The organism is Azospirillaceae bacterium (genome assembly GCA_028283825.1).
Taxonomy (GTDB): domain Bacteria; phylum Pseudomonadota; class Alphaproteobacteria; order Azospirillales; family Azospirillaceae; genus Nitrospirillum.
In genome coordinates this window covers 1,468,950-1,491,985 of the sequence record JAPWJW010000003.1, presented here as the reverse complement: position 1 = coordinate 1,491,985, position 23,036 = coordinate 1,468,950, and the positions used below count along the sequence as shown (strand labels likewise).

The window sequence follows — 23,036 nt, the reverse complement described above, 5'->3', positions numbered from 1 at the left end:
CTGCGCCTCTCTCAGGTAGGGACAATACCAGAAGAAGACCAGATGGGAAGGGGCGAGGGCGATGGCAACGCGGGAAAATTTCGCCAGAGCGCGGGAAGTGTGCCGAAAACAACGCTGAAATCGTCAAAGTCATTTCATATTTAATAAACATATCAATTAGTTAACTTCCTTGTGAGATGGCATTCCAGGGTGCCACCGCTGACGGAACCAGTGGCAGACCAGGACGAGGCCAGAAACAGACCAACGGGCCTGTCGCTCTTGTCCCGGCAGCTTGATGGCCTTATCGTTTTTCGATAAATCCAGTTGACGATGATGGTCTTCAGTGTTTATCGTTTTTCGATAAGGAGATCGATCATGAACAAACGCACCACCTTGATTCACTCATCGGCGCTGGCCGTGCGGCTTGCCTCGGCCGCCAACCTGGTCTGCCTGTTGGCGCTGGTGGCCGGCCTGGCCGCGTCCTGGCTGATGGCCGGGCAATTCACCACCCTGCTGCTGGGCGACGGCGCGGCCATCGACCTGGCCGAACGGACGGCGGGCCTGCGCTGGCTGCTGGTGCTGGGCATCGCCATGGCGGTGTCCACGGCCGTCCTGCTGCGCACCCTGGGGGCCATGGTCGCCACGGTATCGGCCGGCGACCCCTTCATCGCCGCCAACACCGACCGGCTGCGGTGCATCGGCTGGGCCCTGCTGGTCCTGCAATTGCTGGACATCCCGGGCTTCCTCATCCGCCAATCCTTCCCCGCCCTGGGGGCCGCGGCGCCCGAGGGCGGCGTCTCACCGGGCGGTTGGATCGCCGTCCTGATGGTCTTCGTGCTGGTCCGTATCTTCGCGGCGGGGACGGCCATGCGGGACGATCTGGAAGGGACCGTCTGACCCATGCCCATCATCGTCACGCTGGACGCGGCGCTGGAGCGCAAGGGCATGACCCTGACCCAGTTGTCGGAGGCGATCGACATCACCCTCGCCAACCTTTCCATCCTGAAGACGGGCAAGGCCAAGGCCGTCCGCTTCTCGACCCTGGAGGCGATCTGCCAGGTGCTGGACTGTCAGCCGGGCGAAATCCTGTCGTTCGAGCGGGAATGAAATAGGAGTATCGAGATGCCCACCGTTTCCGTTTTCCGCCTGAACGCGCTGCGTGGCGGCTATCTGCTGTTGGCCGCCGGCATCGGCGCCGCCATGGCCCCCCAGCTGCTGGTCCAGGGGCCGGACCTGGAACTGATGCAGGGGGCCACCCTGTCCATGCTGTGCGCGGTCGGGCTGCTCGCGGTGCTGGGCCTGCGCTATCCCCTGGCGATGCTGCCCCTGCTGATGTTCGAGATGGCGTGGAAGGCCATCTGGCTGCTGCGCATCGCGGTGCCGCTGTCGCTGGACGGCCGGCTGGACCCCAGTTTCATGGGCACGGTCGATGCCTGCCTGATCGCCGTGATCTTCCCCTTCCTCATTCCCTGGCGCCACGTCCTGGATACCTACGTGCGCCGGGCGGCCGATCCCTGGCGCCGTGCCGCCTGACCGCTTCAGGCGGGCGGCAAGGCCAGGGCGGCGCGCAGCCGTCCGCCGGTGGTCTCCAGCGCCTGGGCGGCGCCCTCCGCCGTGTGGCCGGCCAGCAGCAGGGCCGCTGTCTTGACCCCGCCGCCCGCCTGGTCCAATGCCGCCAGGGCGTCGGCCTCACTGGACCCGGTGATGCGCACCAGCATGTCGGCGGCGCGCTGGCGCAGCTTCACATTGTCGATGCGGACGTTGACCATCAGGTTGTCGTAGGTCGCACCCATGCGGACCATCAGCGTGGTGCTGAATAGGTTCAGCACGGCCTTCTGTGCCGTGCCGGCGCCCAGGCGGGTGGATCCTGCCACCACCTCATCCCCCGTCAGCACGGCGATGCGGTGCGCCGCCGCTGCGAACAGCGGGGCCGTGGGCGTGCAGGCCACGGCGATGGTCAGCGCCCCGCGCCGCCCGCCCTCGGCCAGGGCCTCGATGGTGAAGGCGCTGCGCCCGCCGGCGGAAATGGCGACCACCACGTCCAGGGGGCCACAGCCGGTGGCGGCCACCCGCCGCGCGCCTTCATCCCCGTCATCTTCCACCGACCCGTCGAACCCGGTGGCCAGATCTGAGATGCCGGCCAGGATCAGGCTCAGCCGCTCGCGTGGCCAGCCGAAGGTGGGCCCCAGTTCCAGCCCGTCCAGCGCCGCCAGCACGGCGGAGGTGCCCGCACCCACATAAATCAGCCGGCCGCCTTGCTCCAGCCGCGCCATGGCCTCGTCCACCGCCGCCCCCAGGGTGGGCAGCACGGCCAGGCAGGCGGCCACCGCCCGGTCCTGCCCCGCCCACAGGGCCTCCAGCACGTCGGCGGTGGACCAGGTGTCCAGCCCCTTGAACCGTTGCCCCACGCTTTCGGTCGTAACACTCATGCCGCTTCCCGTTCTTCCGCCGTCCCGACTCCACGATAGGGCCCTGGAATAACACGGGAGGCCCCTTCCGCGACAAGGCCGCTCAGCCGCCGGTCGCCGCCTGCCCCCGCACCGGTTCCAGCGCCAGCAGGTGCAGCAGGCGCTCAGGCGTGCCGTCGAAGACGTCGGGCCGGGCCACGGGGTTGTCGGCGTTGAACCAGCCCTTGAAGCGGGTGGTGTTGTATTCGTACCAGGTCGGGTTGCTGAACAGCGGCACATAGGGCGTGTTGGCCGCGATGATCATCTGCACCCTGTCCATGGCGCGGCGCTGTTCGCTGGGGTCGATGGTGGCCACAAACGCGTCCAGCGCGCTGTCCAGGTCGGGGTCGGTGAAGCGGGTGGGGGCGAAGCGCGTCTTGCCGCTATAGCGGGAATGGAAACCCGTATCGAAGCTGCGATACGGCGTCTCCCCCGGGAACAGGCCGTTGATGGCCATGTCGTAGTCGCCGCTGATCAGCCTCTGTGCCCAGGACGCCGGCTCCACCGTGGACACGCGCACGTTCAGGCCCAGGGCGTTCAGGCTTTCCGCCACCAACTGGGTGGCGTTGACCCAGTCGGTCCAGCCGGCCGGTACCAGGATGTCGAAGGCGATGAGGCTGCCGTCGGCGTTGTCGACATAGCCGTCGCCGTTGACGTCGCGGAAGCCGCTTTCGGCCAGCAGGGCCTGGGCGCCGTTCTTGTCGAAATGGGCGTAGCGGCCGTACTGGCGCTCAGCCTCCGGGTTCACCCAGTCCTGGTAGGCGCGGCCGATGCCGCTGGCGTACTCGTTGACCTCGGGATAGCCGTAGCCGGCGATGTCGACGATGGCGCGCCGATCCACGGCCATGCTGACGGCGCGGCGGAAATTGACGTTGCGGAAGGCGGTACGGTTGCCGCGCGAGGGACTGTCCAGATTGATGTCGATGGCGACGGTGCCGCCGGGCGGGAACCAATAGCGGTGATGCCTGGGATCGGCCGCGACGTAGGTGCGTTCGATATCCGGCAGGAAGGCGCCGAACCAGTCCAGCTTCCCCTCGGCAGCGGCGGTCAACAGTTGTTCGTTGTTGCGCACCTGGGGGAAGCTCAAACAATCGACCTTCAGGTCGGTGGCGTCCCAATAGTCCGGGTTGCGGCACTGGACGTAGATTTGGGGGGTGAAGCGCCGCACCTCCGTCATCGGGCCGGTGCCCACGGGATTGTCGTTGGTGAAGGCCACCGGGTCCGCCACCTTGGACCAGACGTGGCGCGGCACGATGGGCACGCGCACGATCTCGAACACGATGCTGGTGTTCACCTTCTTCAGGGTGAACACCACGGTGTGGGCGTCGGGCGCCTCCACCCCCACCACGCGGTTGTCCATGTCCAGCGTGTCCAGCGCCTTGTGGCGGCGCAGCAGGTCGAAGGTGTAGGCGACGTCGGCGGCGGTGAAGGGCTGGCCGTCCGACCACAGCACGCCGTCGCGCAGCTTGAAGGTCAGCTTCAGCAGGTCGGGGGAAAAGGCGTAGTCGGTGGCCAGGCGCCATTCCGGCCGGCCGCCATACATGGAATTGAACACCACCAGCGGCTCATAGATGAACTCCCGCACGCTGGGCAGGCGGCCGGTCTCGCTGAAGGGGTTGAAGTTGCGCACCCAGCCGCTGGACATGGCGGCCAGCACCGTCAGGGTGGTGGGTGGGGCGTCGGCGCCGATGGCCGTTCCCGCCAGGCCCAGGGCTACAAACGCGGTCGCGATGCTGGTAACGAAACGTCTGATCAAAGGCCGTCCCCGGAACTGGAAACTCATGACGATGCGCCGCCGGATTCTAATGGGTCCGGCGCGCGCCGTCCCGCCCTTGCCCAACCGCCAACGGGTGGGGCGGTGATGGATCTGTGGGATCGCCAGGACGATTCCACGGGGAATTTCAGGGGCTTCTGATTGTCGGTCAAGCTCCCCGGCGATCAAGGCCCGCTTTGCGGATTGACGATTTTGACGGTATGCTCGCGGTCGTGCGCCGGTAAAGCCGATTTAAAAACAGTAAAGTTTGGGGATTTGGATGTAATCCTGTCCCCATCAAAGAAACAGGGGGTGGCTGGGGTGGTCGGGTTTGACAGGTGGGCTATCAGGGCGCCGGCCGGCCTCGTCACGCTTGCGGTGTTGCTGGGGCTGTCGCTGCTGACGGCGCTGTACGCCGTGACGGACCGGGCCGACACGGCCGTGGCCACCGCGCGCGACATGGCCGCCCATGACCTGAGCGTCCTTTATGAATCGGCGCGCGACCAGAGTGCCGCCTTCTCCAGCACCAGCTTCATCGGCTACAGCGTCGGGCGGTATTACGGCTTCGCCTCCGCCTTCGCGCAAATCTCCCCCAATCCGGAACGGGCGGCCACCATGCTGCGCACGGCGTTCGCCCAGGGCGACGCGCAGCAGCAGGGCGCCACGTCGGCGCTGGCCCCCTACATGGCGGTGCACGACCGCTTCCATGCCAGCTTCGTGGACATGATCGGGTCGTCTGTGTTCGACGACCTCTACCTCATCGACCGCTTGGGCCGCGTGGTCTATAGCCTGCGCAAGGACGGCGCCTTCGGCCAGGATCTGAACGACGCCCGCGCCCGCGACACGCCGCTGGGCGAGGTGTTCCGCGAGATCATGGCCCGGCTGCAGAAGGTGGACGATCCCGCCCAGGTGCTGGTGGTGACGCACCCCGAGGCGCTGGACGGCACACCCGGCGGCAATGGCGAGGCCGCCGGCATCGGCATGCTGGTGGCCCGGCCGGTGGTGCGCCACGGCGCCGTCGAGGGCGTGGTGGCCTTCCGCCTGCCGCTGGCCACGGTGGACCGGCGCCTGGCGGCCTTGGCCCGGCCCGGCATCGGTTTCATCCTGACGGATGCCACCGGCCAGCCGGCCGACCAGCCCGCCGCCGCGCGCGGCCTGTCGCCCCAGGGCACCTATTCCGTGCCGGGATCGCCCTGGCAATTCCAGGTGGACGCCAGCGGCATGGCCCTGTCGGGCTGGCTGGGCTGGTGGACCTGGGGGCTGGCCCTGGTCAGCCTGGGCGCCGGCGGCTGGACCTGGCGCCAGGCCCGCGGGCCGGTGCGGGTGGCGCCCAAGATCGCCCGCCTGGCGGCCGAACCGGCACCGATTCCCATGACCGCCACCGTGGCGTCCCCGTTCCCCGTCGCGCCGCCGCCGGCCAGCGCGGCGCCTGTGCCGCCAGCCTTGCCGGCCCCGCCGGAGCCGGCGCCCGACGTGGCGCCCCAGCCGGCCAACGACCTGGACGCGAACGAGGAATTCCGCCGCTGCATCGTCGATGTCATGACCCTGACGTTGGACTTCTGGCACCACGCCAAACGCAAGGGCAAGATCGAGCTGGCGGAGGAAAGCGGGCTGTGGCGCGTCTATATGGACCGCAGTTCCCTGCAGACCCGCACGCTGGACAAATACCTGCTGGTGGAAACCTTGCCCCGCAACCCCCGCTGGCGCGACGTGGTGCGCACGGCGGAGTTCGTGCTGCGCCACTGCCCCGACCCCGGCGCGGAACGGGATGGCGTGCGGGAGTCCCTGGGCCGGCTGAAACAGCACCTGCGCCATGCCGAGCGCATCTGATCCCAGCGCCGGTTCTTTAGTAATGTCCTGTAATGTTACGGTTTTCAGGGATTGTTGCAGTCAAAATCCCCGGTTTTGCCGTCATTTTCGACATTCTGCCGGAACCAGCCTTTCGCCCCCGCCCCCCTCTCATGCCTGATATGCCGGAACGCACGGCCAACCTGGAAGCCCGCATGACGGGCCGCAACCCAGGGCGGCAATGTCCGCTTCAAAGGGCACAGGCCCGCCAGCGCCGGATCTTCGGGTAGGGATCCGGCGGCCAAGGGGCGGCGCCGATAAACACAAAAGATGGGCACAGGAGGGTTTGATGGTTATTGGGAGAAAGATGCTGCGCGGCTCCGCCAGCGTCATGGCGATGCTGGCCGTATCGGCCACCGCCTATGCGGCCGACGCGCCGGCGGCGGACGGCCTTGATGAAATCGTCGTCACCGGTTTTCGCAAGTCGATCCAGGACAGCATCGATGTGAAGCGCGACCAGACCGCCGTGGTCGATGTGGTCAGCGCGGAGGACATCGGCAAGCTGCCGGACAAGAACGTGGCCGACGCCCTGCAACGCCTGCCCGGCGTGATGATCCAGTCCGCCGCCTCGGGCGAGGGCGGCTTCGATGAGGCCGACCGCGTCAGCATCCGCGGCTCCAGCCCCTCACTGACCAACACCACCATCAACGGCCATGGTGTGGCCACCGGCGACTGGTTCCTGCTGGACCAGTATTCCACCGTCGGCCGGTCGGTCAGCTATTCGCTGCTGCCGTCGGAAATCGTCGACAAGGCCCTGGTGTACAAGACGCAGCAAGCCGACCTGGTGGAGGGCGGCGTCGCCGGCTCCGTCGACATCATCACCCGCAAGCCGCTGGACTTTAAGCAGGACTTCACCGCGGCCGCCGATATCGAGGGCGTGTACAGCGACATGGCCGACAAGGCCTCGCCCCAGTTCAACGGCATGCTCGCCTGGAAGAACAAGTCCAACACCTTCGGCGTGATGGCGCAGGCCTTTTATGAGGAACGCAACGTCCGCCGCGACGGCCAGGAAATCTTAGGGTATTCGCAGTTCGCGCCCACCGACGCCGCCGTGGCGGCGCATCCCGAACTGAATGGCGTTTACTATCCCACGCTGATCGGCTCCGCCATCTTCGAGCAGAAGCGCAAGCGCATGGGCGGTGACTTCGATGTGGAGTTCCAGCCCACCGACAAGCTGACGGTGGACGTCAACGGTTTCTATTCCCACATGGACGCCGACAACGTGAACCGCAACTTCATGTACTGGGGTTCCAGCATCTTCTCCACGCAGCAGGCCGTGCCCACCGCCTACACCGTGAAGAACAACACGCTGGTCTCGGCCACCACCCCGTCGGTCGCCAACGCCATCGTGTACGACCAGATCTCCCGTCCGGGGGCGGCGTCCGAAACCTCCTACATCGACACGGACCTGAAGTACCAGGCGACCGACCGCCTGACCCTGACCGGCAAGTTCGGCTACACCTACGGCCTGGGCGACACCCCCAGCGAGCCGGCGTACGAGGCGGTGGCGTCCTCTTCCGCCAGCTACGCCCTGAACGGTCTGTCGTCGCCGGCCACCGTCAACTTCGGCATTCCGACCGGCACCCAGAACGGCAACTACGCCACCGGCTGGGCCTGGAACGACGTGCTGACCTCCGTCGATCAGGAATATTACGGGCAGCTGGACGCCCTGTATTCCATCAAGTCCAGCATCTTCGACTCGGTCAAGGCCGGTGTCCGTTTCGCCAGCCACCAGCGCAACACCCAGTTCAAGGTGGACGGTGGCTGCTGCGCCAACGGCGGCTGGGGTGTGGCCACGCCCACGGCGAGCGGCACTTACCCCAGCGGCTACGCCAGCAACCTGGGCGGTCCCATCCTCAACAACATCTGGACCCTGTCCGAGGCGCAGATCGCCGCCTTCGACAACGCTTATGGCATCAACAACCCGGATCCCATTCCCGGACAGGACGCTTCGTCGCGCTACTACTGGCCGGGTTCGTTCAAGGTCACGGAACAGGACAGCGCCGCCTACGTCATGGCCAATGTCGGTGGGGCGGGGTGGTCCGGCAACTTCGGCGTCCGCTTCGTCGATACTAACGTGAACAGCCTGGTCTACGTCAGCGCCACGTCCAGCACGCCGGGGGCCATCACCACCTCCGCGTTCGGGCCGTACGTGCCGACCAGCATCAGCCACGACTACGTCAACGTCCTGCCCAGCGCCAATTTGAAGCTGGAGATCGAGGACGATCTGGTGGCCCACCTGGCCGTCGCCAAGACCATGGCGCGCCCGGACTACAGCGCGCTGGGCGGCTCCGTCAGCCTGAACGACGTGGCCTCTTCCGGTTCGGGCGGAAACCCCAACCTGAAGCCCATCGAATCCACCAACTACGACGCCTCGCTCGAATGGTACTACGGGCCCCAGGCCCTGCTGTCGTTCGCCGTGTTCTATGAGGATTACAATTCCTACGTGACCTACGGCGTCGCGCCGCAGACCTATTATTCCGACTACTACAAGGCCAACCACAGCTACCTGGTCACCACGCCGCTGAACACCGCGGCCAAGAACCGGGGCTTCGAACTGGCCATCCAGCAGCCGATCTATGCCGGCTTCGGCGTGCAGGCCAACTACACCTACGCCTATGGCACCGAGGAAAACGGCAGCCCGATGATCGGCAACTCCCGTCACACCTACAACCTGACGGGCTATTACGAGAACGACTGGATCAGCGCCCACCTGTCCTACACCTACCGGGCGCACTTCCTGGTGGGCCTGGACCGCAGCTCCGCGGAAAACCAGGACAACTATGGAACGCTGGACGCCTCAATCAACGTGCCGGTCAACGACTATCTCAGCCTGACCTTCTCGGCGTTGAACATCACCGACGAGCTGATGAAGTACTACGCCAACAATACAGACCAGCCGCGTGCCATCTACGACAACGGCCGTCAGTATTACTTCGGTGCGCACTTCAAGTATTAAGTCGCGTTTCCCTGTTCCTGAGCGTGTGGCGGCCGGCTGGTTCGGCCGCCACCAGTACCCCGGTGCGTTCTTTCTCAACGCGGGCACCGGGTTTCCCATGAGGGCGTTTTGGATTTTTGCCCTCAATCTCCCCGAACTCAAGACGGCCCGGACACCTTGTCCGGGCCCCTTTTCCGGGAATTGCGGTTGGATGGAACGGCGCCGCCGGGCGTCGGGAAAAGAGGAAAAGGCGTGGGTGGTTCGATGGCAGGCGGTTCTGGGGCTCACATGACGCGGCTGACCTTGCTGGCGCCGGTGGACGGTTGGGCGGCACCCTTGGATGAGGTGCCCGATCCCGTCTTCGCCCAGCGCATGATGGGCGAGGGCCTGGCCATCGATCCCACCGGTTCCACGCTGAAGGCGCCGTGTGACGGCCAGATCATATCGGTGCATCGCGCCCGGCATGCCGTCACCCTGCGCGCCGATTGCGGCGTGGAAATCCTGATGCACGTCGGGCTGGAGACCGTGGCCCTGGGGGGCCGGGGCTTCACTGTCCATGTGGCGGAAGGCGACCGGGTGCGCGCCGGCGACGCCCTGCTGGATTTCGACATGGATGTGCTGGCCCGTGAGGCCAAGAGTCTGCTGACCCCCATCATCCTGGCGGGCGGGCCGCCCGCCGTCGTGGCCGAACTCAAGTTCGGCACGGCCGTGCGCGCGGGCGAGCCCATCCTGACCCTGGTGGTCGAGGGTGGGGCGGATGCCGGCGTCGATGCGGCACCGGCGCAACAGGCCGAACAGTCGGTGGTGGTGCCCTTGCTGCACGGTCTGCACGCGCGCCCGTCGGCCATGCTGGCCGCCGCCGCCAAGCCCTTTGGGGCATCCGTCTTCCTGGCGGCGCAGGGCCGTCGCGCCAATGCCAAGAGTGCCGTGGCCGCCATGGCGCTGGGCCTGCGTCATGGCGATGCCGTGACCGTGCTGGCCGATGGCGCGGACGCGGCCGCTGCCGTCGCCGCCGTCGCCGCCGCCATCGCCGCCGGTCTGGGTGAGACGCCGGTACCGGTGGCTGTGACTCTGCCCGTGCCGTCCCTGCCCACCATTGCCGCCCCGCCGCCCGACGAACCGGCGGCGCCAGCGGAGCCTGAGCCCCCCTTCGCCTCGGACGAATCCATCGTCATCCGGGCCGTCACCGCCGCCCCGGGCCTGGCGCTGGGCCGCGCCTTCCGCCTGCAGGAGGAAGAGGTGGAGGTGCCGGCCACCGGGCAGGGCGTGGCGGCGGAGCAAAGGGCGCTGGCCGCCGCCCTCACGCGTGTCCGCGCCCGTCTTCAGGCCGCCGTCACCCACGCGGATGAGGCGCGCCAGACCCAGCGCCGCGACATCTTCCAGGCCCATCTGGCCATCCTGGACGATCCCGACCTGCTGGAGGACGCCCAGGCCGCCATATCCGGCGGTGCTGGCGCCGGCCAGGCCTGGCGTCTCGTCACGGACCGGTCGGTGGCGGCCCTGCGCGCCCTGGGCAACGCCCGCATGGCGGAGCGCGCGGCCGACCTGATCGACCTGCGCCGCCAGGTGATGCTGGCCCTGGCGGGGCGGGAGCCGCAGCCGGTGGTCCTGCCCCAGGGCGCCATCCTGGTGGCGGAGGAACTGATGCCCAGCCAACTCAGCAACCTGGATGCCGGCCGCCTGGCCGGCTTCTGCACGGCGCGGGGCGGGCCCACCAGCCATGTGGCCATCCTGGCGGCCTCCATGGGCGTGCCGGCGCTGGTGGCGGGCGGCTCCGCCATCTTGCGCATTCCGGATGATGCGCCGCTGATCCTGGACGCCGACCGGGGCCTGCTGCACGTGCAGCCGCCGGCCGACGATTTGGCCAAGCTGGAACGGGAAACGGCCCAGCGCCGGGCCCGGGCGGCGGCCAACCTGACGGCGGCGGCGGCTGAGTGCGTCATGGCCGACGGCACCCGGATCGAGGTCTACACCAATGTCGGCAAGGTGGCCGACGCGGTGAAGGGTGTCGCCTGGGGGGCGGAGGGCTGCGGCCTGCTGCGCACCGAATTCCTGTTCCTGGACCGCCAGACGGCCCCCGACGAGGATGAACAGGCCGCCCAGTACCAGGCGGTGGCGACCGCCCTTCAGGGCCGGCCGCTGATCGTCCGCACCCTGGATGTGGGCGGCGACAAGCCCTTGCCCTACCTGCCGCTGCCGCGTGAGGAGAACCCCATCCTGGGCCTGCGCGGCGTGCGCATCGGCCTGCGCTGGCCGGAGATTTTGCGCACCCAGTTGCGCGCCATCCTGCGCGTCCGCCCCGTTGGGCAGTGCCGCATCATGGTGCCCATGGTGGCGACGTTGGATGAGGTGCGCGCCGTGCGCGACATGCTGGACCAGGAGCGTGAGGCCCTGGGCCACGCCCCGCCGGTACCAGCTGGGTGTCATGGTGGAAACCCCGGCGGCGGCGGTGACGGCCGACCAGCTGGCGACCGAGGCCGATTTCCTGTCCATCGGCACCAACGATTTGACACAGTACGTGCTGGCCATGGACCGGGGCAACCCCGACCTGGCCGCCCGGCTGGACGCCCTGCACCCCGCTGTGCTGCGCCTGATCCGCCTGACGGCGGAAGGGGCGGCCAAGCATGGGCGCTGGGTGGGGGTGTGCGGCGCGCTGGCGTCCGACCCGGCGGCGGCGGCCCTGCTGGTGGGCCTGGGCGTCACCGAGCTGTCGGCGACGCCGCCCACCATTCCCGACATCAAGGCGGCCCTGCGCCCCCTGACCAAGGCCGCCTGCGTGGCCCTGGCCACCGAGGCGTTGGCGCAAGAATCGGCCGCCGCCGTGCGCAGCCTGCTGGCGCGCGCCGGCATGGTGGCCGCCGTTACCGAGGGAGCCGCCTGAGATGCGCGACCGTTTCGCCCTGATCCAGCAACTGGGCCGCGCCCTGATGCTGCCCATCGCCGTGCTGCCGGTGGCGGGCCTGCTGCTGCGCGCGGGCCAGCCCGATTTGCTGGGTATCCCCTTCATCGCCGCGGCGGGTGAGGCCATCTTCACCAATCTGGGCCTGGTCTTCGCCATCGGCGTGGCCGTCGGCCTGGCGCGGGAGAATAACGGTGCCGCCGGCCTGGCCGGCGTGGTCGGCTTCCTGGTGGCGACGCAAGGGGCGCAGGCCCTGTTGCAGGTGCCGCCCGAGGTGGCAGCGGGGCTGACCGGTGCGGCGGCCGACGCGGCCGTGTCCAGCTACAAGATCAAGGCGGTGGCCAAGATCGGCATGCCGGCCGGCATCCTGTCCGGCCTGGCGGCGGGCGCGCTGTATAACCGCTACAGCGAAATCAAGCTGCCGGAATTCCTGTCCTTCTTCGGCGGGCGGCGCTTCGTGCCCATCGCCACCGGCTTCGTCGGCTTAGGGTTCGCCCTGCTGTTCGGTTTCGGCTGGCCCTTCCTGGAGGCGGGGCTGGACGGTCTCAGCCGGGCGGTGCTGTCGTCCGGTGCCTTCGGCCTGTTCCTGTATGGGTTGCTTAACCGGGTGCTGGTCATCACCGGCCTGCACCACATCCTGAACAACGTCGCCTGGTTCATCCTGGGCGACTATCACGGCGCCACCGGCGACCTGAAGCGCTTCTTCGCCGGCGATCCCACCGCCGGCGCCTTCATGGCGGGCTATTTCCCGGTGATGATGTTCGGCCTGCCGGCCGCGTGCCTGGCCATGTACCGCGCGGCCCGGCCGGAACGGCGTGCTGCCGTGGGTGGCATGCTGCTGTCCATGGCGCTGACCGCCTTCCTGACCGGGGTGACGGAACCGATCGAGTTCAGCTTCATGTTCCTGGCGCCGCCGCTGTACGCCCTGCACGCCGTGCTGACGGGCCTGTCGATGGTGGTGATGGATGCGCTGGGCGTGAAGCTGGGCTTCACCTTCTCCGCCGGTCTGGTCGATTACGTCGTCAATTTCGGCAAGGCGACACGGCCCTGGCTGCTGCTGCCGGTGGGGGCCGTCTATTTCGCCGTCTATTACGGCGTCTTCACCTTGGTCATCCGCCGTTTCGACCTGAAGACACTGGGGCGGGAGGATGCGGCGGTGCCCGTCGTCTCCACCCAAACGGTGGTCCAGGGCGGGCGCGGCGGCGGTTTCGTCGTGGCGCTGGGCGGTGTCGCCAACATCCGTACGGTGGATGCCTGCACCACCCGCTTGCGTCTGGTGCTGGCCGACAACCGCGCGGTGGATGAGAGGACGCTGTCCGCCCTGGGGTCGCGCGGCGTGGTGCGTCCCAACGCCACCGCCTTGCAGGTGGTGCTGGGCCCCATCGCCGACCAGGTGGCGGGGGAGATACGCCAGGCGCTGAAACTTCCGCCGGTCGGAAGCGCCGTGGCGGTGACGATTACCGAACCCTTGGTGGCGGCCCCGTCTTCGCCCTTGCCCGACTTGGCCGCCGTCCTGGCGGCGCTGGGTGGTGCCGCCAACCTGCGCGCGGTGGAGGCGCGGGCCACCCGCCTGCTGCTGGGCGTGGCCGATGATGCCGGCGTGGATGAGGGCCGGCTGGCGGCCCTGGGCCTGCGCGGTGTCGCCCGGCCCGGCCCCGCCCGTCTGCACCTGCTGCTGGCCACCCCCGCCGCCCCGCTGGCCGACGCCTTGAGCCAAGCCATTTCCTGAGACCGTTTCCCCGAAGGCGCCTGTCCCATGCGTGTCATCCCCCTGCTGGTTTCCGCCATCGCCCTGATGGCCAGCTTCGCCCCCTTGGTCCATGCGCAGGAGGCCGCACTGATGCCCCTGCCGGCGGCCATGACCACCAGCACGGGGCAGTTGGCCATCGATGGCGGTTTCACCGTGGCGCTGGCGGGGCCGGCGGATCCGCACCTGGCAGCGGCGGCGCATACCCTGATCCAGCACCTGACGGCCAAGACGGGGCAGTTCATGGCGGCAGCGCCCGTCACGGGTGCGGCGACCCTCACCCTGACGGTGACGCGGGCCAGCGCCGCCGTGCCGGCGCCCAAGGAGGATGAGGCCTACACCCTGACGGTCACACCCACCGGTGCCAGCATCACGGCGGCGACGTCCATCGGCATCAACCGCGGCATCGCCACCTTCGTGCAACTGGTGGCCAATGGCCCCCAGGGCTACGCCGTGCCGGCCGTCACCATCCATGACCAGCCGCGTTTCCCCTGGCGCGGCCTGATGCTGGACGTGTCGCGCCACTTCATGCCCATGGACACGGTAGAACGCACCGTCGACCTGATGCAGACGGTGAAGCTGAACGTCCTGCACCTGCATCTCAGCGACAACCAGGGCTTCCGCGTCGAAAGCAAGGCCTTCCCCAAGCTGCACCTGCTGGGCTCCGACGGTCATTTCTACACCCAGGACCAGATCCGCCACCTGATCGCCTATGCCGCCGACCGGGGCATCCGCGTGGTGCCGGAATTCGACATGCCGGGCCACACCACCGCTTGGCTGGTGGGCTACCCGGAACTGAGCAGTGCCGCCGGCCCCTACACCATCGAGCGTCACTGGGGCGTGTTCGACCCGGCCTTGGACCCGACCCGCGACAGCACGTACAAATTCCTGGATCGTTTGCTTGGCGAAATGATCGCGCTATTCCCCGACCCTTACTTCCACATCGGTGGGGATGAGGTGAACGGCGAACAGTGGAAGGCGTCGCCCGCCGTCCAGGCCTTCATGAAGGCGCACGGCCTGAAGGACACCGCCGCCTTGCAGGCCCTGTTCACCACCAAGGTCCAGGCCATCGTCGCCCGCCATGGCAAGCACGCCATCGGCTGGGATGAGATCATGGACGGCGACATGCCCAAGGACGTGGTGGTGCAGTCCTGGCGCGACGCCGAATCGCTGAGGAAGGCGGCGCAGGCGGGTCATGCCGGCATCCTGTCCGCGCCCTATTACCTGGATCTGAACTGGCCGGCCGCCCGCCACTACGCCGCCGATCCCATGCCGGTGGACCTGCCGCCGGATCTGGAACCCCTGATCCTGGGTGGCGAGGCTTGCGCCTGGGCCGAGCGGCTGTCGCCCGAGAACCTGGACATCCGCCTGTGGCCGCGCGCCGCCGTCGTGGCGGAAAAGCTGTGGTCGCCGAAAGCCATGACCGGCGATGCCGCCGGCATGTACGCCCGCCTGGACGCCGTCTCGACCGACCTGGCCTGGGCCGGCGGCCGGCAGATAAGCGCCACCCGCGCCATGATGGCCCGGGTGGCCGGCCCAGTGCCGGTGGCATTGCTGGCGCCGCTGGCCGAGGTGGTGGAACCGCTGAAGGACTATCGCCGTTCCGCCCTGCGGCCGGACGCGGTGCAGGGCACGGCCTTGAACCGGCTGGTGGACACGGTGCCGGCCGAAAGTGCGGTGGCCCGCGCCTTCGGCCAGGCGGTGGACCGCTTCATCGCGGCGCCCAAGGATGCGGCGGCGCGGGCCGATGTGGTGGTCCTGCTGGACCGCTGGCAGCGGGCCGAGGCCGCGCTGGCGCCCCATCTGGCCGAAACGCCGCTGCTGGCGGAACTGGCCGGCCCCCTGGCCAAGCTGTCCCGCCTGGCGGCGGCGGGCGGCAACGCGGTGGACGCCATCGCCGCAGCCAAGCCGCTGGCAGACCGTCCGGCGGCCGAAAAGGCCCTGGCCGATGCCGCCGATGCTGGCGCTGAACTGGAGTTCGCCATCCTGCCGGCGGTCACCCGCCTGGTGAAGGCGGCGCCTTAAGGGTTTGTCTGAAAGGCGTCTTCCCCCATTGGCCGCATTGCCGCCCCCATCCCGCTGACGGTAGAAGGTCGAACGGCCACGGCCTATCTACGATCTTACGTCCGGGCGATGGTTGCCCGGCAGCGGCGGGGCGGGACCATGACGCAGGCGGCGCAGGTGGAGAAGAAGCAGGGCGGTGCGGTGGCCGAGGACGGCCATCACGATCACCCGGCGCACGGCAAGGGGGCGGCCCTGCTGGTGGTGGGCGCCTTGGGTGTCGTGTTCGGCGACATCGGCACGTCGCCCCTTTACGCCATGCAGACGGCCCTGGGCGCTGTCACCCACCATGGGCGCCTGCCCAGCGAGGGCGACGTGCTGGGCGTGGTCAGCCTGATCCTGTGGGCGCTGATCCTGATCGTGGCCGTCAAGTATGTCGGCCTGGTGTTGCGCGCCGATAACGAGGGCGAGGGCGGTATCCTGTCCCTGCTGTCGCTGGTGCATCCGCCCAATCCGAAGGAAATGGTGCCCGTGGTGGTGTTCCTGGGCATCTGCGGATCCGCCCTGCTGTTCGGCGACGGCGCCATCACGCCGGCCATTTCCGTGCTGTCGGCCATGGAGGGCCTGGTGGTGGCGGACAAGAACCTGGCCGATTTCGTCCTGCCCCTGACCATCGCGGTGCTGGTGGGCCTGTTCGCCATCCAGCACCGGGGGACGGGCGCCATCGGCCGGCTGTTCGGGCCGGTCATGGCGCTGTGGTTCGCGGTGCTGGCCGGTGTCGGCCTCTATCACGTGGTCCAGCGGCCGGACATCCTGATGGCCTTCAATCCGCTGTCGGCCGAACATCTGCTGATCCACGCGCCGCATATCGCCTTCGCCGTGTTCGGCGCCGTCTTCCTGGCGCTGACGGGGGCGGAGGCCTTGTACGCCGACATGGGGCATTTCGGGGCGACCGCCATCCGCCGCGCCTGGTTCGCCATCGTCTTTCCCGCCCTGATCCTGAACTATCTGGGCCAGGGCGCCCTGCTGCTGGACAACCCGCAGCATGTGGACAACCCCTTCTTCCACCTGGTGCCGGACTGGGCGCTGGTGCCGCTGGTGGCCCTGGCGACCCTGGCGACCGTCATCGCCAGCCAGGCGCTGATCTCGGGCGTGTTTTCCATGACGCGGCAGGCCATCACCCTGCGCCTGCTGCCGCGCATGACCATCTCCCCCACCTCGCGCAAGTCCTACGGCCAGATCTATGTCGGCGTCGTCAACTGGATGCTGATGACCATGACCCTGGCCATCGTCCTGGGCTTCCGCCATTCCGAGGCGCTGGCCGCCGCCTACGGCATCGCCGTGTCGGCCACCATGCTGATCACCACCGTGCTGCTGCGTCGGGTGATGCGGGAGCTGTGGAACTGGCCGGCCTGGCCCACCAACCTGATGATGGGCCTGTTCGCCGCCCTGGACCTGGCCTTCTTCGTGGCCAACAGCACCAAGTTCCTGGAGGGCGGCTGGCTGCCGCTGGCCATCGCCGGTTTCATCGGCTTCCTCATGGTGGCCTGGCGCAAGGGCAGCGCCACCGTGCAGATCAAGCTGAGCGAGGGCGGCATCGCCTTTTCCGACTTCATGCGCCGGGTGGAGGAGACGGTGCCCTACCGCCTGCCGGGCACGGCAGTGTTCGTCACCCGCACGGCCGACCGCGTCTCCCCCATGCTGGTGCACCACGTCACCCATAACCGCGTGCTGCATCAGAACGTCATCCTGCTGACCCTGGTGCCGACCAAGCGCCCCCGCGTGCCGGCGGGCGAGCGGCTGTCGGTGGAACAGGTGGGCGGCGGTTTCTGGCGGGTGACGGTGCGCATCGGTTTCATGCAGCGGCCGGACGTGCCCATCGTCATGCGCGGCCTGGCCCGCATGGGCCTGGCCTTCTGCCGGGAAGAGGTCACCTACTACATCTCCCACGAAAGCCTGGTGCGGAAGGATAAAGGCTCCGCCCTGTCGGCACCGCTGTGGACGGCCTATCACCTGATGCAGCGGCTGGGCCTGCGCGCGTCCGACTATTTCGACCTGCCGCCGGAACAGGTGATGGAAGTGGGCTTCCGGCTGGAGGTTTGAGGCTGGGGCGCCCGCGCTCCGCTGCCGCATTCTGTGCTTGAATTGTTATGTTATAACATAACATAATCTCCGGGCCTTTCCTTCAAGGGAGCCCCTCGTCCCATGTCCCCCCCGTCCATCCCCATTTCGGCCCTGGGCCTGCCGGTCGGCGCCGTGCCACCGCGGTTCGCCGAGGCGCTGGCCGTATTCCGCGACGCCATGAGCCGGTGCCAGGCGGCGGGCATTCCCGCCCATAGCGCCCTGTCGGCGGCCTTGGTCGAACTGATGCCGCGCCTGATCAGCGCCTATGGCGGCGATGGCCTGGCCGATGTGCTGCGCACCCTGGCCGCCCAGGTCGCCGACACCGACACGCCCGCCACCCGCCAATAGCCGAGACGCCGATCATGAACCCCGATCTTTCCAGGCGGGCGCCCAAGGGCCGCCTGCCCGTCACCGTCCTGTCCGGCTTCCTGGGGGCCGGCAAGACCACCCTGCTGAACCACGTGCTGAACAACCGCCAGGGCCGCCGCGTGGCCGTCATCGTCAACGACATGGGGGAGGTGAACATCGATGCCGACCTCATCCGCGCCGGCGGTGGCCAACTGTCCCAGACCGACGAGACCCTGGTGGAGATGACCAACGGCTGCATCTGCTGCACCCTGCGCGACGACCTGTTGCAGGAGGTGCGGCGCCTGGCGGCCGAGGGGCGGTTCGACTACCTGCTGATCGAATCCACCGGCATCGCCGAACCCTTGCCGGTGGCGACGACCTTCGATTTCCGGGATGAGGCGGGCGACAGCCTGAACGACGTGGCCCGGCTGGACACCATGGTCACGGTGGTGGACGCGGCCAACCTGCTGCGCGACTACGCCTCCGTCGATTTCCTGCGCGACCGGGGCCAGTCGCTGGGCGATGACGACGGCCGCGCGGTGGTGGATTTGCTGGTGGACCAGATCGAATTCGCCGACGTTGTGGTGCTGAACAAGCTGGACGCCGCCACGCCGGAACAGGTGGAGGCGGCGCTCACCATCATCCGGTCGCTGAACCCCGATGCCGATGTGGTGGAAACCACCCTGGGGCAGGTGGATTTGGACCGCATCCTGGATACCGGCCGCTTCGATTTCCAGAAGGCCCAGGAACATCCCCTGTGGTTCAAGGAACTGTACGACCCGGCGGGCCATGTGCCGGAGACGCAGGCCTATGGCATCGCCAGCTTCGTCTATCGCGCCCGCCGGCCCTTCCACCCCGCCCGTTTCCACGCCTTCCTCGACCAATCCTGGCCCGGCGTGGTGCGGGCCAAGGGGCATTTCTGGCTGGCCACCCGCCCGCAATGGGTGGGGGAGCTGAGCCAGGCCGGGGCCCTGGTCCGGCATGAGGCCATGGGCTTCTGGTGGGCCAACGTGCCGCATAGCAGCTGGCCGGATGATCCGCAGTGGCGCCAGACCCTGGGCCGCCGCTGGCATCCGGTCTACGGCGATCGCCGGCAGGAGATCGTGTTCATCGGCAGCGGCATGGATGAGGCGGCGCTGCGCCGCCAGCTGGACGCCTGCCTGGTGGGGGATGAGAATGCGACCCGCCTGGATCTGGACAGCTGGCACCGCCTGCCCGACCCCTTTCCCACCTGGAAGCGGGGTGACGGGGCATGAGGGCCGCCGCTGCAACCCTTGACCGGGCGCCGCCCGCCGCCAGCGGTATCGCGGAGGGGGCTGAGGCCCGGGTCCTCGCCCGCGTGGCCGATCCATCGGTCGGCCTGGCGTTGTGGCGCCGCGACCTGATGCCGGGGGCCGCCCTGGACCCCTGGCTGGACGCCCTGCCGCCGGACCGGCTGCCCCAGGCCCGTTTCCTGGCGCGGTTGGGCGATGTCGCCGCCGCCCTGGCGCCGTCGCTGGCGGGGACGGGCGCGCCGCCCGCCCTGATGGTTGACGTGGTGGATCTGTGCGCCCGTTTCCTGGCCGTCGCCGGTGGCGAATGGGTGGACGTGCGGCTGGAGGCGGTGGTCGGTGACGCCTGCTGGAAATTCCACCGCGACCATGTCGCCTTGCGCCTGATCACCACCTATCGCGGCCCCGGCACCCAGGTGGTGGCGCCCATCGACGCCGACCGGGCGCTGGCGGAACAGCGGCGCTACGGCGGCCCGCTGTACCAGATGCCCCGGCACGCCGTCGCCCTGTTCAAGGGCTGTGGGCCAGGTGGATGCGATGGCGGCGGCGTGGTCCACCGCTCCCCGCCCGTCGCCGGCACTGGCGCGGTGCGGCTGGTGCTGTGCCTGAACCTGCCCTCCGCCGCCTCGCCGGAGGCGTGGATCGGTTAGGCTCTGAATAGCGCCGGGTCGCCGGTGCCGGGGCGGAAGCCGGGGAAGACGGTGTCGAACTGGGTGATGCCCAGCCGGTGCTTCAGCACGGTGGCCAGCACCTCGCGGTAATCGGTGGTGACCGCCAAATCCACGCGTTCGTCCAAATCCTGGGGCTGTAGTCCCGGCCAGCGGCCCAGCAGGCGGCCGCCGGCCACCCCGCCGCCCAGCACCATCATCACCGACCCGTGGCCGTGGTCGGTACCGCCGCTGCGGTTGGCGCGCAGGCGGCGGCCGAACTCGCTGACCGTCACCAGGGTCAGGCGGTCGTGATAGTCGGACAGGTCGTTCCAGAAGGTGGCCAGCGAGCCCGACATCTGGTGGATCAGGCCCTTGAACCGGCCGGCCTGGCCCTCATGCGTGTCCCAGCCGCCCATGTCGACGCAGGCCACCTTCAGGCCGGCATCCATGCGGATCAGCCGGGCCACCGTTTCCAGCGATCGGCCGATATCGCCCTCGAACGCGCCGCCGTGTTCCGGCTGATAGGCCGCCACCTTGCCGTCCGGCCCCCGGGGCAGGGCGGCGTTCAGGCGCAACGCCGCGTCCAGGGCGGTGCGTCCGCTTCGGCTGACGTCGGGGTTGAAGGCGGCGGACTGGCCGCCGCCGGGGTACAGCCGTTCCAGCACCGCCTGGGTGCCGGCGCCACCCGGCAGGCCGAAGCCGTTGCGCAGGTCGGGGATGGACAGGGCCTGCGGGAAGCCCTGCAACAGCCGGGGCACGCCGCCGGCGGTGCTGACGGCCGTCAGGCCGCCGTTGCCGCCCATCTGCTGCAACAGGCGGGCGGCCCAGCCGCCCTCCGTGCCCAAGGCGGCGTTGCCCTTGGGCTCCGCCGCCAGGCCACGTTCCATCAGTTCCTGCGCCTCGAAATGGCTGCGCGTGGCGTTGGCCAGGCCGGTGGCCTGGACGATGGCCAAGTCGCCCTGGCGGTAGATTTCATGCAGGGCGCCGGCCTCGGGATGCAGGCGGAAGTCCACGCCTGGCGCCAGGTCGCTGTCCAGCGCGATGCCGGCCCTGTCGCCGCTGTCCAGCAGGCGCAGGTCGGCCGGCCGGGCGTCGATGTAGACGGCGTCGTTGGACGGGCCGATGAAGTTCATCACGTCCATGCCGCCGCGGAAGAACAGCACCACCAGGATGCGGCCGTCGTCGGCCATGGCCATGCCGGGGGTGCTGAACGCCAGCTGGCCCAGGCCGGGGCCGGCGGTCAGGGCGCCGGCGGCGGCCAGGGATTTCAGGATGTCGCGCCGGTTCAGCGCCGATAAGGGCTTGAAGGCCATGGCGATGTCTCCCTCAACGCAGCTGGAAGGCCGGGCTCATGGCCACATAGGCGGCCAGGCGGCGGTTGGCGAATTCGCCCGTCTTGTTGTCCACCCGGGGCGGGGCGTCGGCATCCAGGTCCAGGCCACCCAGCAGGGCGCCGGCGTCGATGGCCGTGGGGCTGCCCAGCAGGCGGTCGGACCAGAAGGCGACGGCCTGGCCGCTGTGGCCGGCCGCCGGCCCCATCTGGGCGGATGCGGCCAGGCCGGGCGGCATCCACGCCCCCTCCGCCAGGCCCAGGGCCAGGGTCCAGCGTGCCCGCATGTTCTGGGCGCCCAGCCAGTAATCGTCGGACACGGGATGGCCGTCCGGGCTGGGCCAGGCGTACAGCTTCTGCCCGGCGCTATCCATGACGCCCACCAGCGGTTCGCTGGCCGTGACCGGCGTGCCGGTGGCGCGGGCGAAGCTGGCCACCAGTTCCAAGGGGCGCTTGGGCCGGGCGCCCCAGCCGGCCGTGGCGGCCGGCGACAGGGCGATCAGGCGCACGACCCGGGCGATCTGGTCGGGGCGCTGGCGGTTGTCCAGCCAGGTGGCCGCCGCCGCGCGCACCAAATCCGGCGACGGCTCGCCGCCCAGCAGCGACCGCACCAGCTTGGCGCAGATGTAGTGGGCGGTGGCCGGGTGGGCGGCCAGCAGGTCCAGCACCTTGTGCCCGTCGGTCTGCGGCGGCTGATAGCTGTCGAACTCCGCCGCCAGCACGCGCTTCTGGTAGTTGTCGTGCCAGCCTTCAATGTAGGTGAAGCGACCGTCGCTGGGCGCCTTGTAGCCACCCAGATCCTGGCCGCTCTGGATGCTCCACCCCGTGAACGCGCGGCTGGCCTCATAGACGTCCTGGTCGATGTAGCCCTCGGGTGCGCCTTTCAGGGCGCCGGGCACGTCGCGCCAGCGGTCGTACTGGGTGTTGAGGTAGGCGTCGCGGCCCAGGGTGTGCAACTCGAACAGTTCGCGGGCGTAATTCTCATTGGCGGCCCCGCCGCGCGACGACCGGTTGTTCAGGTAGATCAGCATGGCCGGGCTGGTGGCCACCGCCTCCAGCAGGTCGCGGAAGTTGCCCAGGGCGTGGGTGCGGATGGCCAGGTCGTAGGCCGGCAGGGCCGGGGCGGTATAGCTGTCGGCGCCGTTGACGGAAAAGTGGTCGTGCCAGAACAGGGTCATCACCTGGCCCAGCTGGGCCGGGTCGTAGACGCTGCGGATGACCGTCGCGGCCGCCAGTTCCATGCGGGGCCGCACCCGTTCCTGGTAGGGCTGCTTGCGTCCGGGCTCATTCAGCTGCCACAGGGCATCGACCGGCTGGCCCAGGGTGCGCAGGGGCCGCATCTCGTCCAGCGCGGCCCAGCCGTCGCCGGCATCGTACTTGATGCGCAGGACGGCGGTGTCCAAATGCTGCCGGGTTTCCGGCGCCGGGTCGGGCTGGGCGGCCAGGCGGATCTGTTCATCCAGCCAGCGGGCCGTGCCTTGCTGCTTCAACGCGGTGGCGTCGCCGGGCCGGGGGCCGTAGGCGAAGCGGTTCAGGAATATCCATTCAGCGCTGGGCGGAACGGCGGCTCCTGACGGTGGCGCCGGGGTGGAGACGACCATGGCGGGTCCTCCTCAGGTCTTGTCACTCGACCCTTATGGTACGCCCGTTTAGTGCCCGACCCGACATCCGCCTGTGGCGGTAGGGTCTATGGATAGAAAA

16 protein-coding genes and 1 pseudogene are annotated in these 23,036 nt (G+C 68.9%); 13 read left to right on the top strand and 4 right to left on the bottom strand.

The window, feature by feature from the left end; all coding sequences use genetic code 11:
• Positions 1–354 precede the first annotated feature (354 nt).
• Genes PW843_18675 through PW843_18665 form a run of 3 tightly spaced genes read left to right on the top strand, consistent with a single transcriptional unit; the run spans position 355 to position 1,512 of the window.
• Entirely contained in the window at positions 355–876 is a 522-nt protein-coding gene (locus PW843_18675; protein ID MDE1148612.1) for a DUF2975 domain-containing protein, read from the top strand.
• A gap of 3 nt (positions 877–879) precedes the next feature.
• Positions 880–1,086: a helix-turn-helix transcriptional regulator gene (locus PW843_18670; GenBank protein MDE1148611.1), complete on the top strand. Its 207-nt coding sequence runs from the start codon at positions 880–882 to the stop codon at positions 1,084–1,086.
• A 15-nt stretch (positions 1,087–1,101) separates the two neighbouring features.
• Positions 1,102–1,512, top strand: coding sequence for a hypothetical protein (locus PW843_18665; GenBank protein ID MDE1148610.1), 411 nt, complete (start codon positions 1,102–1,104; stop codon positions 1,510–1,512).
• 5 nt (positions 1,513–1,517) lie between these two features.
• Here PW843_18665 and PW843_18660 read toward each other — a convergent pair whose 3' ends face one another.
• Both PW843_18660 and PW843_18655 read right to left on the bottom strand, forming a co-directional pair.
• Positions 1,518–2,408: an N-acetylmuramic acid 6-phosphate etherase gene (locus PW843_18660; protein MDE1148609.1), complete on the bottom strand. Its 891-nt coding sequence runs from the start codon at positions 2,406–2,408 to the stop codon at positions 1,518–1,520.
• An 82-nt stretch (positions 2,409–2,490) separates the two neighbouring features.
• Complete coding sequence (locus PW843_18655) at positions 2,491–4,182, bottom strand: ABC transporter substrate-binding protein (protein MDE1148608.1); 1,692 nt, start codon at positions 4,180–4,182, stop codon at positions 2,491–2,493.
• Positions 4,183–4,560: 378 nt separating this feature from the next.
• Between PW843_18655 and PW843_18650 the strand changes: the two genes are divergently transcribed.
• The 10 genes and pseudogenes from PW843_18650 to PW843_18605 all read left to right on the top strand — a co-directional run bounded on the left by PW843_18650 (position 4,561) and on the right by PW843_18605 (position 20,005).
• A complete protein-coding gene (locus PW843_18650) occupies positions 4,561–6,009 on the top strand; it encodes a hypothetical protein (GenBank protein MDE1148607.1) in 1,449 nt (482 codons plus the stop codon).
• A gap of 307 nt (positions 6,010–6,316) precedes the next feature.
• A complete protein-coding gene (locus PW843_18645; protein MDE1148606.1) occupies positions 6,317–8,986 on the top strand; it encodes a TonB-dependent receptor in 2,670 nt (889 codons plus the stop codon).
• A 267-nt stretch (positions 8,987–9,253) separates the two neighbouring features.
• Positions 9,254–11,302, top strand: a pseudogene (locus PW843_18640) (glucose PTS transporter subunit IIA).
• 88 nt (positions 11,303–11,390) lie between these two features.
• Positions 11,391–11,846: a hypothetical protein gene (locus PW843_18635; protein MDE1148605.1), complete on the top strand. Its 456-nt coding sequence runs from the start codon at positions 11,391–11,393 to the stop codon at positions 11,844–11,846.
• 1 nt (position 11,847) lies between these two features.
• A complete protein-coding gene (gene nagE, locus PW843_18630) occupies positions 11,848–13,593 on the top strand; it encodes an N-acetylglucosamine-specific PTS transporter subunit IIBC (protein ID MDE1148604.1) in 1,746 nt (581 codons plus the stop codon).
• A gap of 27 nt (positions 13,594–13,620) precedes the next feature.
• A complete protein-coding gene (locus PW843_18625; protein ID MDE1148603.1) occupies positions 13,621–15,636 on the top strand; it encodes a family 20 glycosylhydrolase in 2,016 nt (671 codons plus the stop codon).
• Positions 15,637–15,774: 138 nt separating this feature from the next.
• Positions 15,775–17,715 carry a potassium transporter Kup gene (locus tag PW843_18620; protein MDE1148602.1) on the top strand — a complete coding sequence of 647 codons (1,941 nt, stop codon included), beginning with the start codon at positions 15,775–15,777 and terminating at the stop codon, positions 17,713–17,715.
• Between the two features lie 102 nt (positions 17,716–17,817).
• Positions 17,818–18,084: a hypothetical protein gene (locus PW843_18615; GenBank protein MDE1148601.1), complete on the top strand. Its 267-nt coding sequence runs from the start codon at positions 17,818–17,820 to the stop codon at positions 18,082–18,084.
• 14 nt (positions 18,085–18,098) lie between these two features.
• Entirely contained in the window at positions 18,099–19,340 is a 1,242-nt protein-coding gene (zigA, locus tag PW843_18610) for a zinc metallochaperone GTPase ZigA (GenBank protein MDE1148600.1), read from the top strand.
• A complete protein-coding gene (locus PW843_18605) occupies positions 19,337–20,005 on the top strand; it encodes a DUF1826 domain-containing protein (protein ID MDE1148599.1) in 669 nt (222 codons plus the stop codon). The genes zigA and PW843_18605 overlap by 4 nt, the downstream gene beginning before the upstream one ends.
• Here the strand turns inward: PW843_18605 and PW843_18600 are convergent.
• Both PW843_18600 and PW843_18595 read right to left on the bottom strand, forming a co-directional pair.
• Positions 20,002–21,318 carry a DUF1501 domain-containing protein gene (locus PW843_18600; protein ID MDE1148598.1) on the bottom strand — a complete coding sequence of 439 codons (1,317 nt, stop codon included), beginning with the start codon at positions 21,316–21,318 and terminating at the stop codon, positions 20,002–20,004. The two genes, PW843_18605 and PW843_18600, sit on opposite strands and share 4 nt — an antisense overlap.
• A 13-nt stretch (positions 21,319–21,331) precedes the next feature.
• Positions 21,332–22,936 (bottom strand): DUF1800 domain-containing protein, encoded by a 1,605-nt coding sequence (locus PW843_18595; protein MDE1148597.1) that lies wholly within the window; start codon positions 22,934–22,936, stop codon positions 21,332–21,334.
• Positions 22,937–23,036 lie beyond the last annotated feature (100 nt).

What these genes read in the sequence shown, in the direction of transcription:
- PW843_18660 (MDE1148609.1), bottom strand. Translation starts at nt 2,408, where the DNA reads ATGAGTGTTACGACCGAAAGCGTGGGGCAACGGTTCAAGGGGCTGGAC.
- PW843_18600 (MDE1148598.1), bottom strand. Translation starts at nt 21,318, where the DNA reads ATGGCCTTCAAGCCCTTATCGGCGCTGAACCGGCGCGACATCCTGAAA.
- PW843_18665 (MDE1148610.1), top strand. Translation starts at nt 1,102, where the DNA reads ATGCCCACCGTTTCCGTTTTCCGCCTGAACGCGCTGCGTGGCGGCTAT.
- PW843_18595 (MDE1148597.1), bottom strand. Translation starts at nt 22,936, where the DNA reads ATGGTCGTCTCCACCCCGGCGCCACCGTCAGGAGCCGCCGTTCCGCCC.
- PW843_18675 (MDE1148612.1), top strand. Translation starts at nt 355, where the DNA reads ATGAACAAACGCACCACCTTGATTCACTCATCGGCGCTGGCCGTGCGG.
- PW843_18625 (MDE1148603.1), top strand. Translation starts at nt 13,621, where the DNA reads ATGCGTGTCATCCCCCTGCTGGTTTCCGCCATCGCCCTGATGGCCAGC.
- nagE (MDE1148604.1), top strand. Translation starts at nt 11,848, where the DNA reads ATGCGCGACCGTTTCGCCCTGATCCAGCAACTGGGCCGCGCCCTGATG.
- PW843_18645 (MDE1148606.1), top strand. Translation starts at nt 6,317, where the DNA reads ATGGTTATTGGGAGAAAGATGCTGCGCGGCTCCGCCAGCGTCATGGCG.
- PW843_18670 (MDE1148611.1), top strand. Translation starts at nt 880, where the DNA reads ATGCCCATCATCGTCACGCTGGACGCGGCGCTGGAGCGCAAGGGCATG.
- PW843_18615 (MDE1148601.1), top strand. Translation starts at nt 17,818, where the DNA reads ATGTCCCCCCCGTCCATCCCCATTTCGGCCCTGGGCCTGCCGGTCGGC.
- zigA (MDE1148600.1), top strand. Translation starts at nt 18,099, where the DNA reads ATGAACCCCGATCTTTCCAGGCGGGCGCCCAAGGGCCGCCTGCCCGTC.
- PW843_18605 (MDE1148599.1), top strand. Translation starts at nt 19,337, where the DNA reads ATGAGGGCCGCCGCTGCAACCCTTGACCGGGCGCCGCCCGCCGCCAGC.
- PW843_18620 (MDE1148602.1), top strand. Translation starts at nt 15,775, where the DNA reads ATGACGCAGGCGGCGCAGGTGGAGAAGAAGCAGGGCGGTGCGGTGGCC.
- PW843_18635 (MDE1148605.1), top strand. Translation starts at nt 11,391, where the DNA reads ATGGTGGAAACCCCGGCGGCGGCGGTGACGGCCGACCAGCTGGCGACC.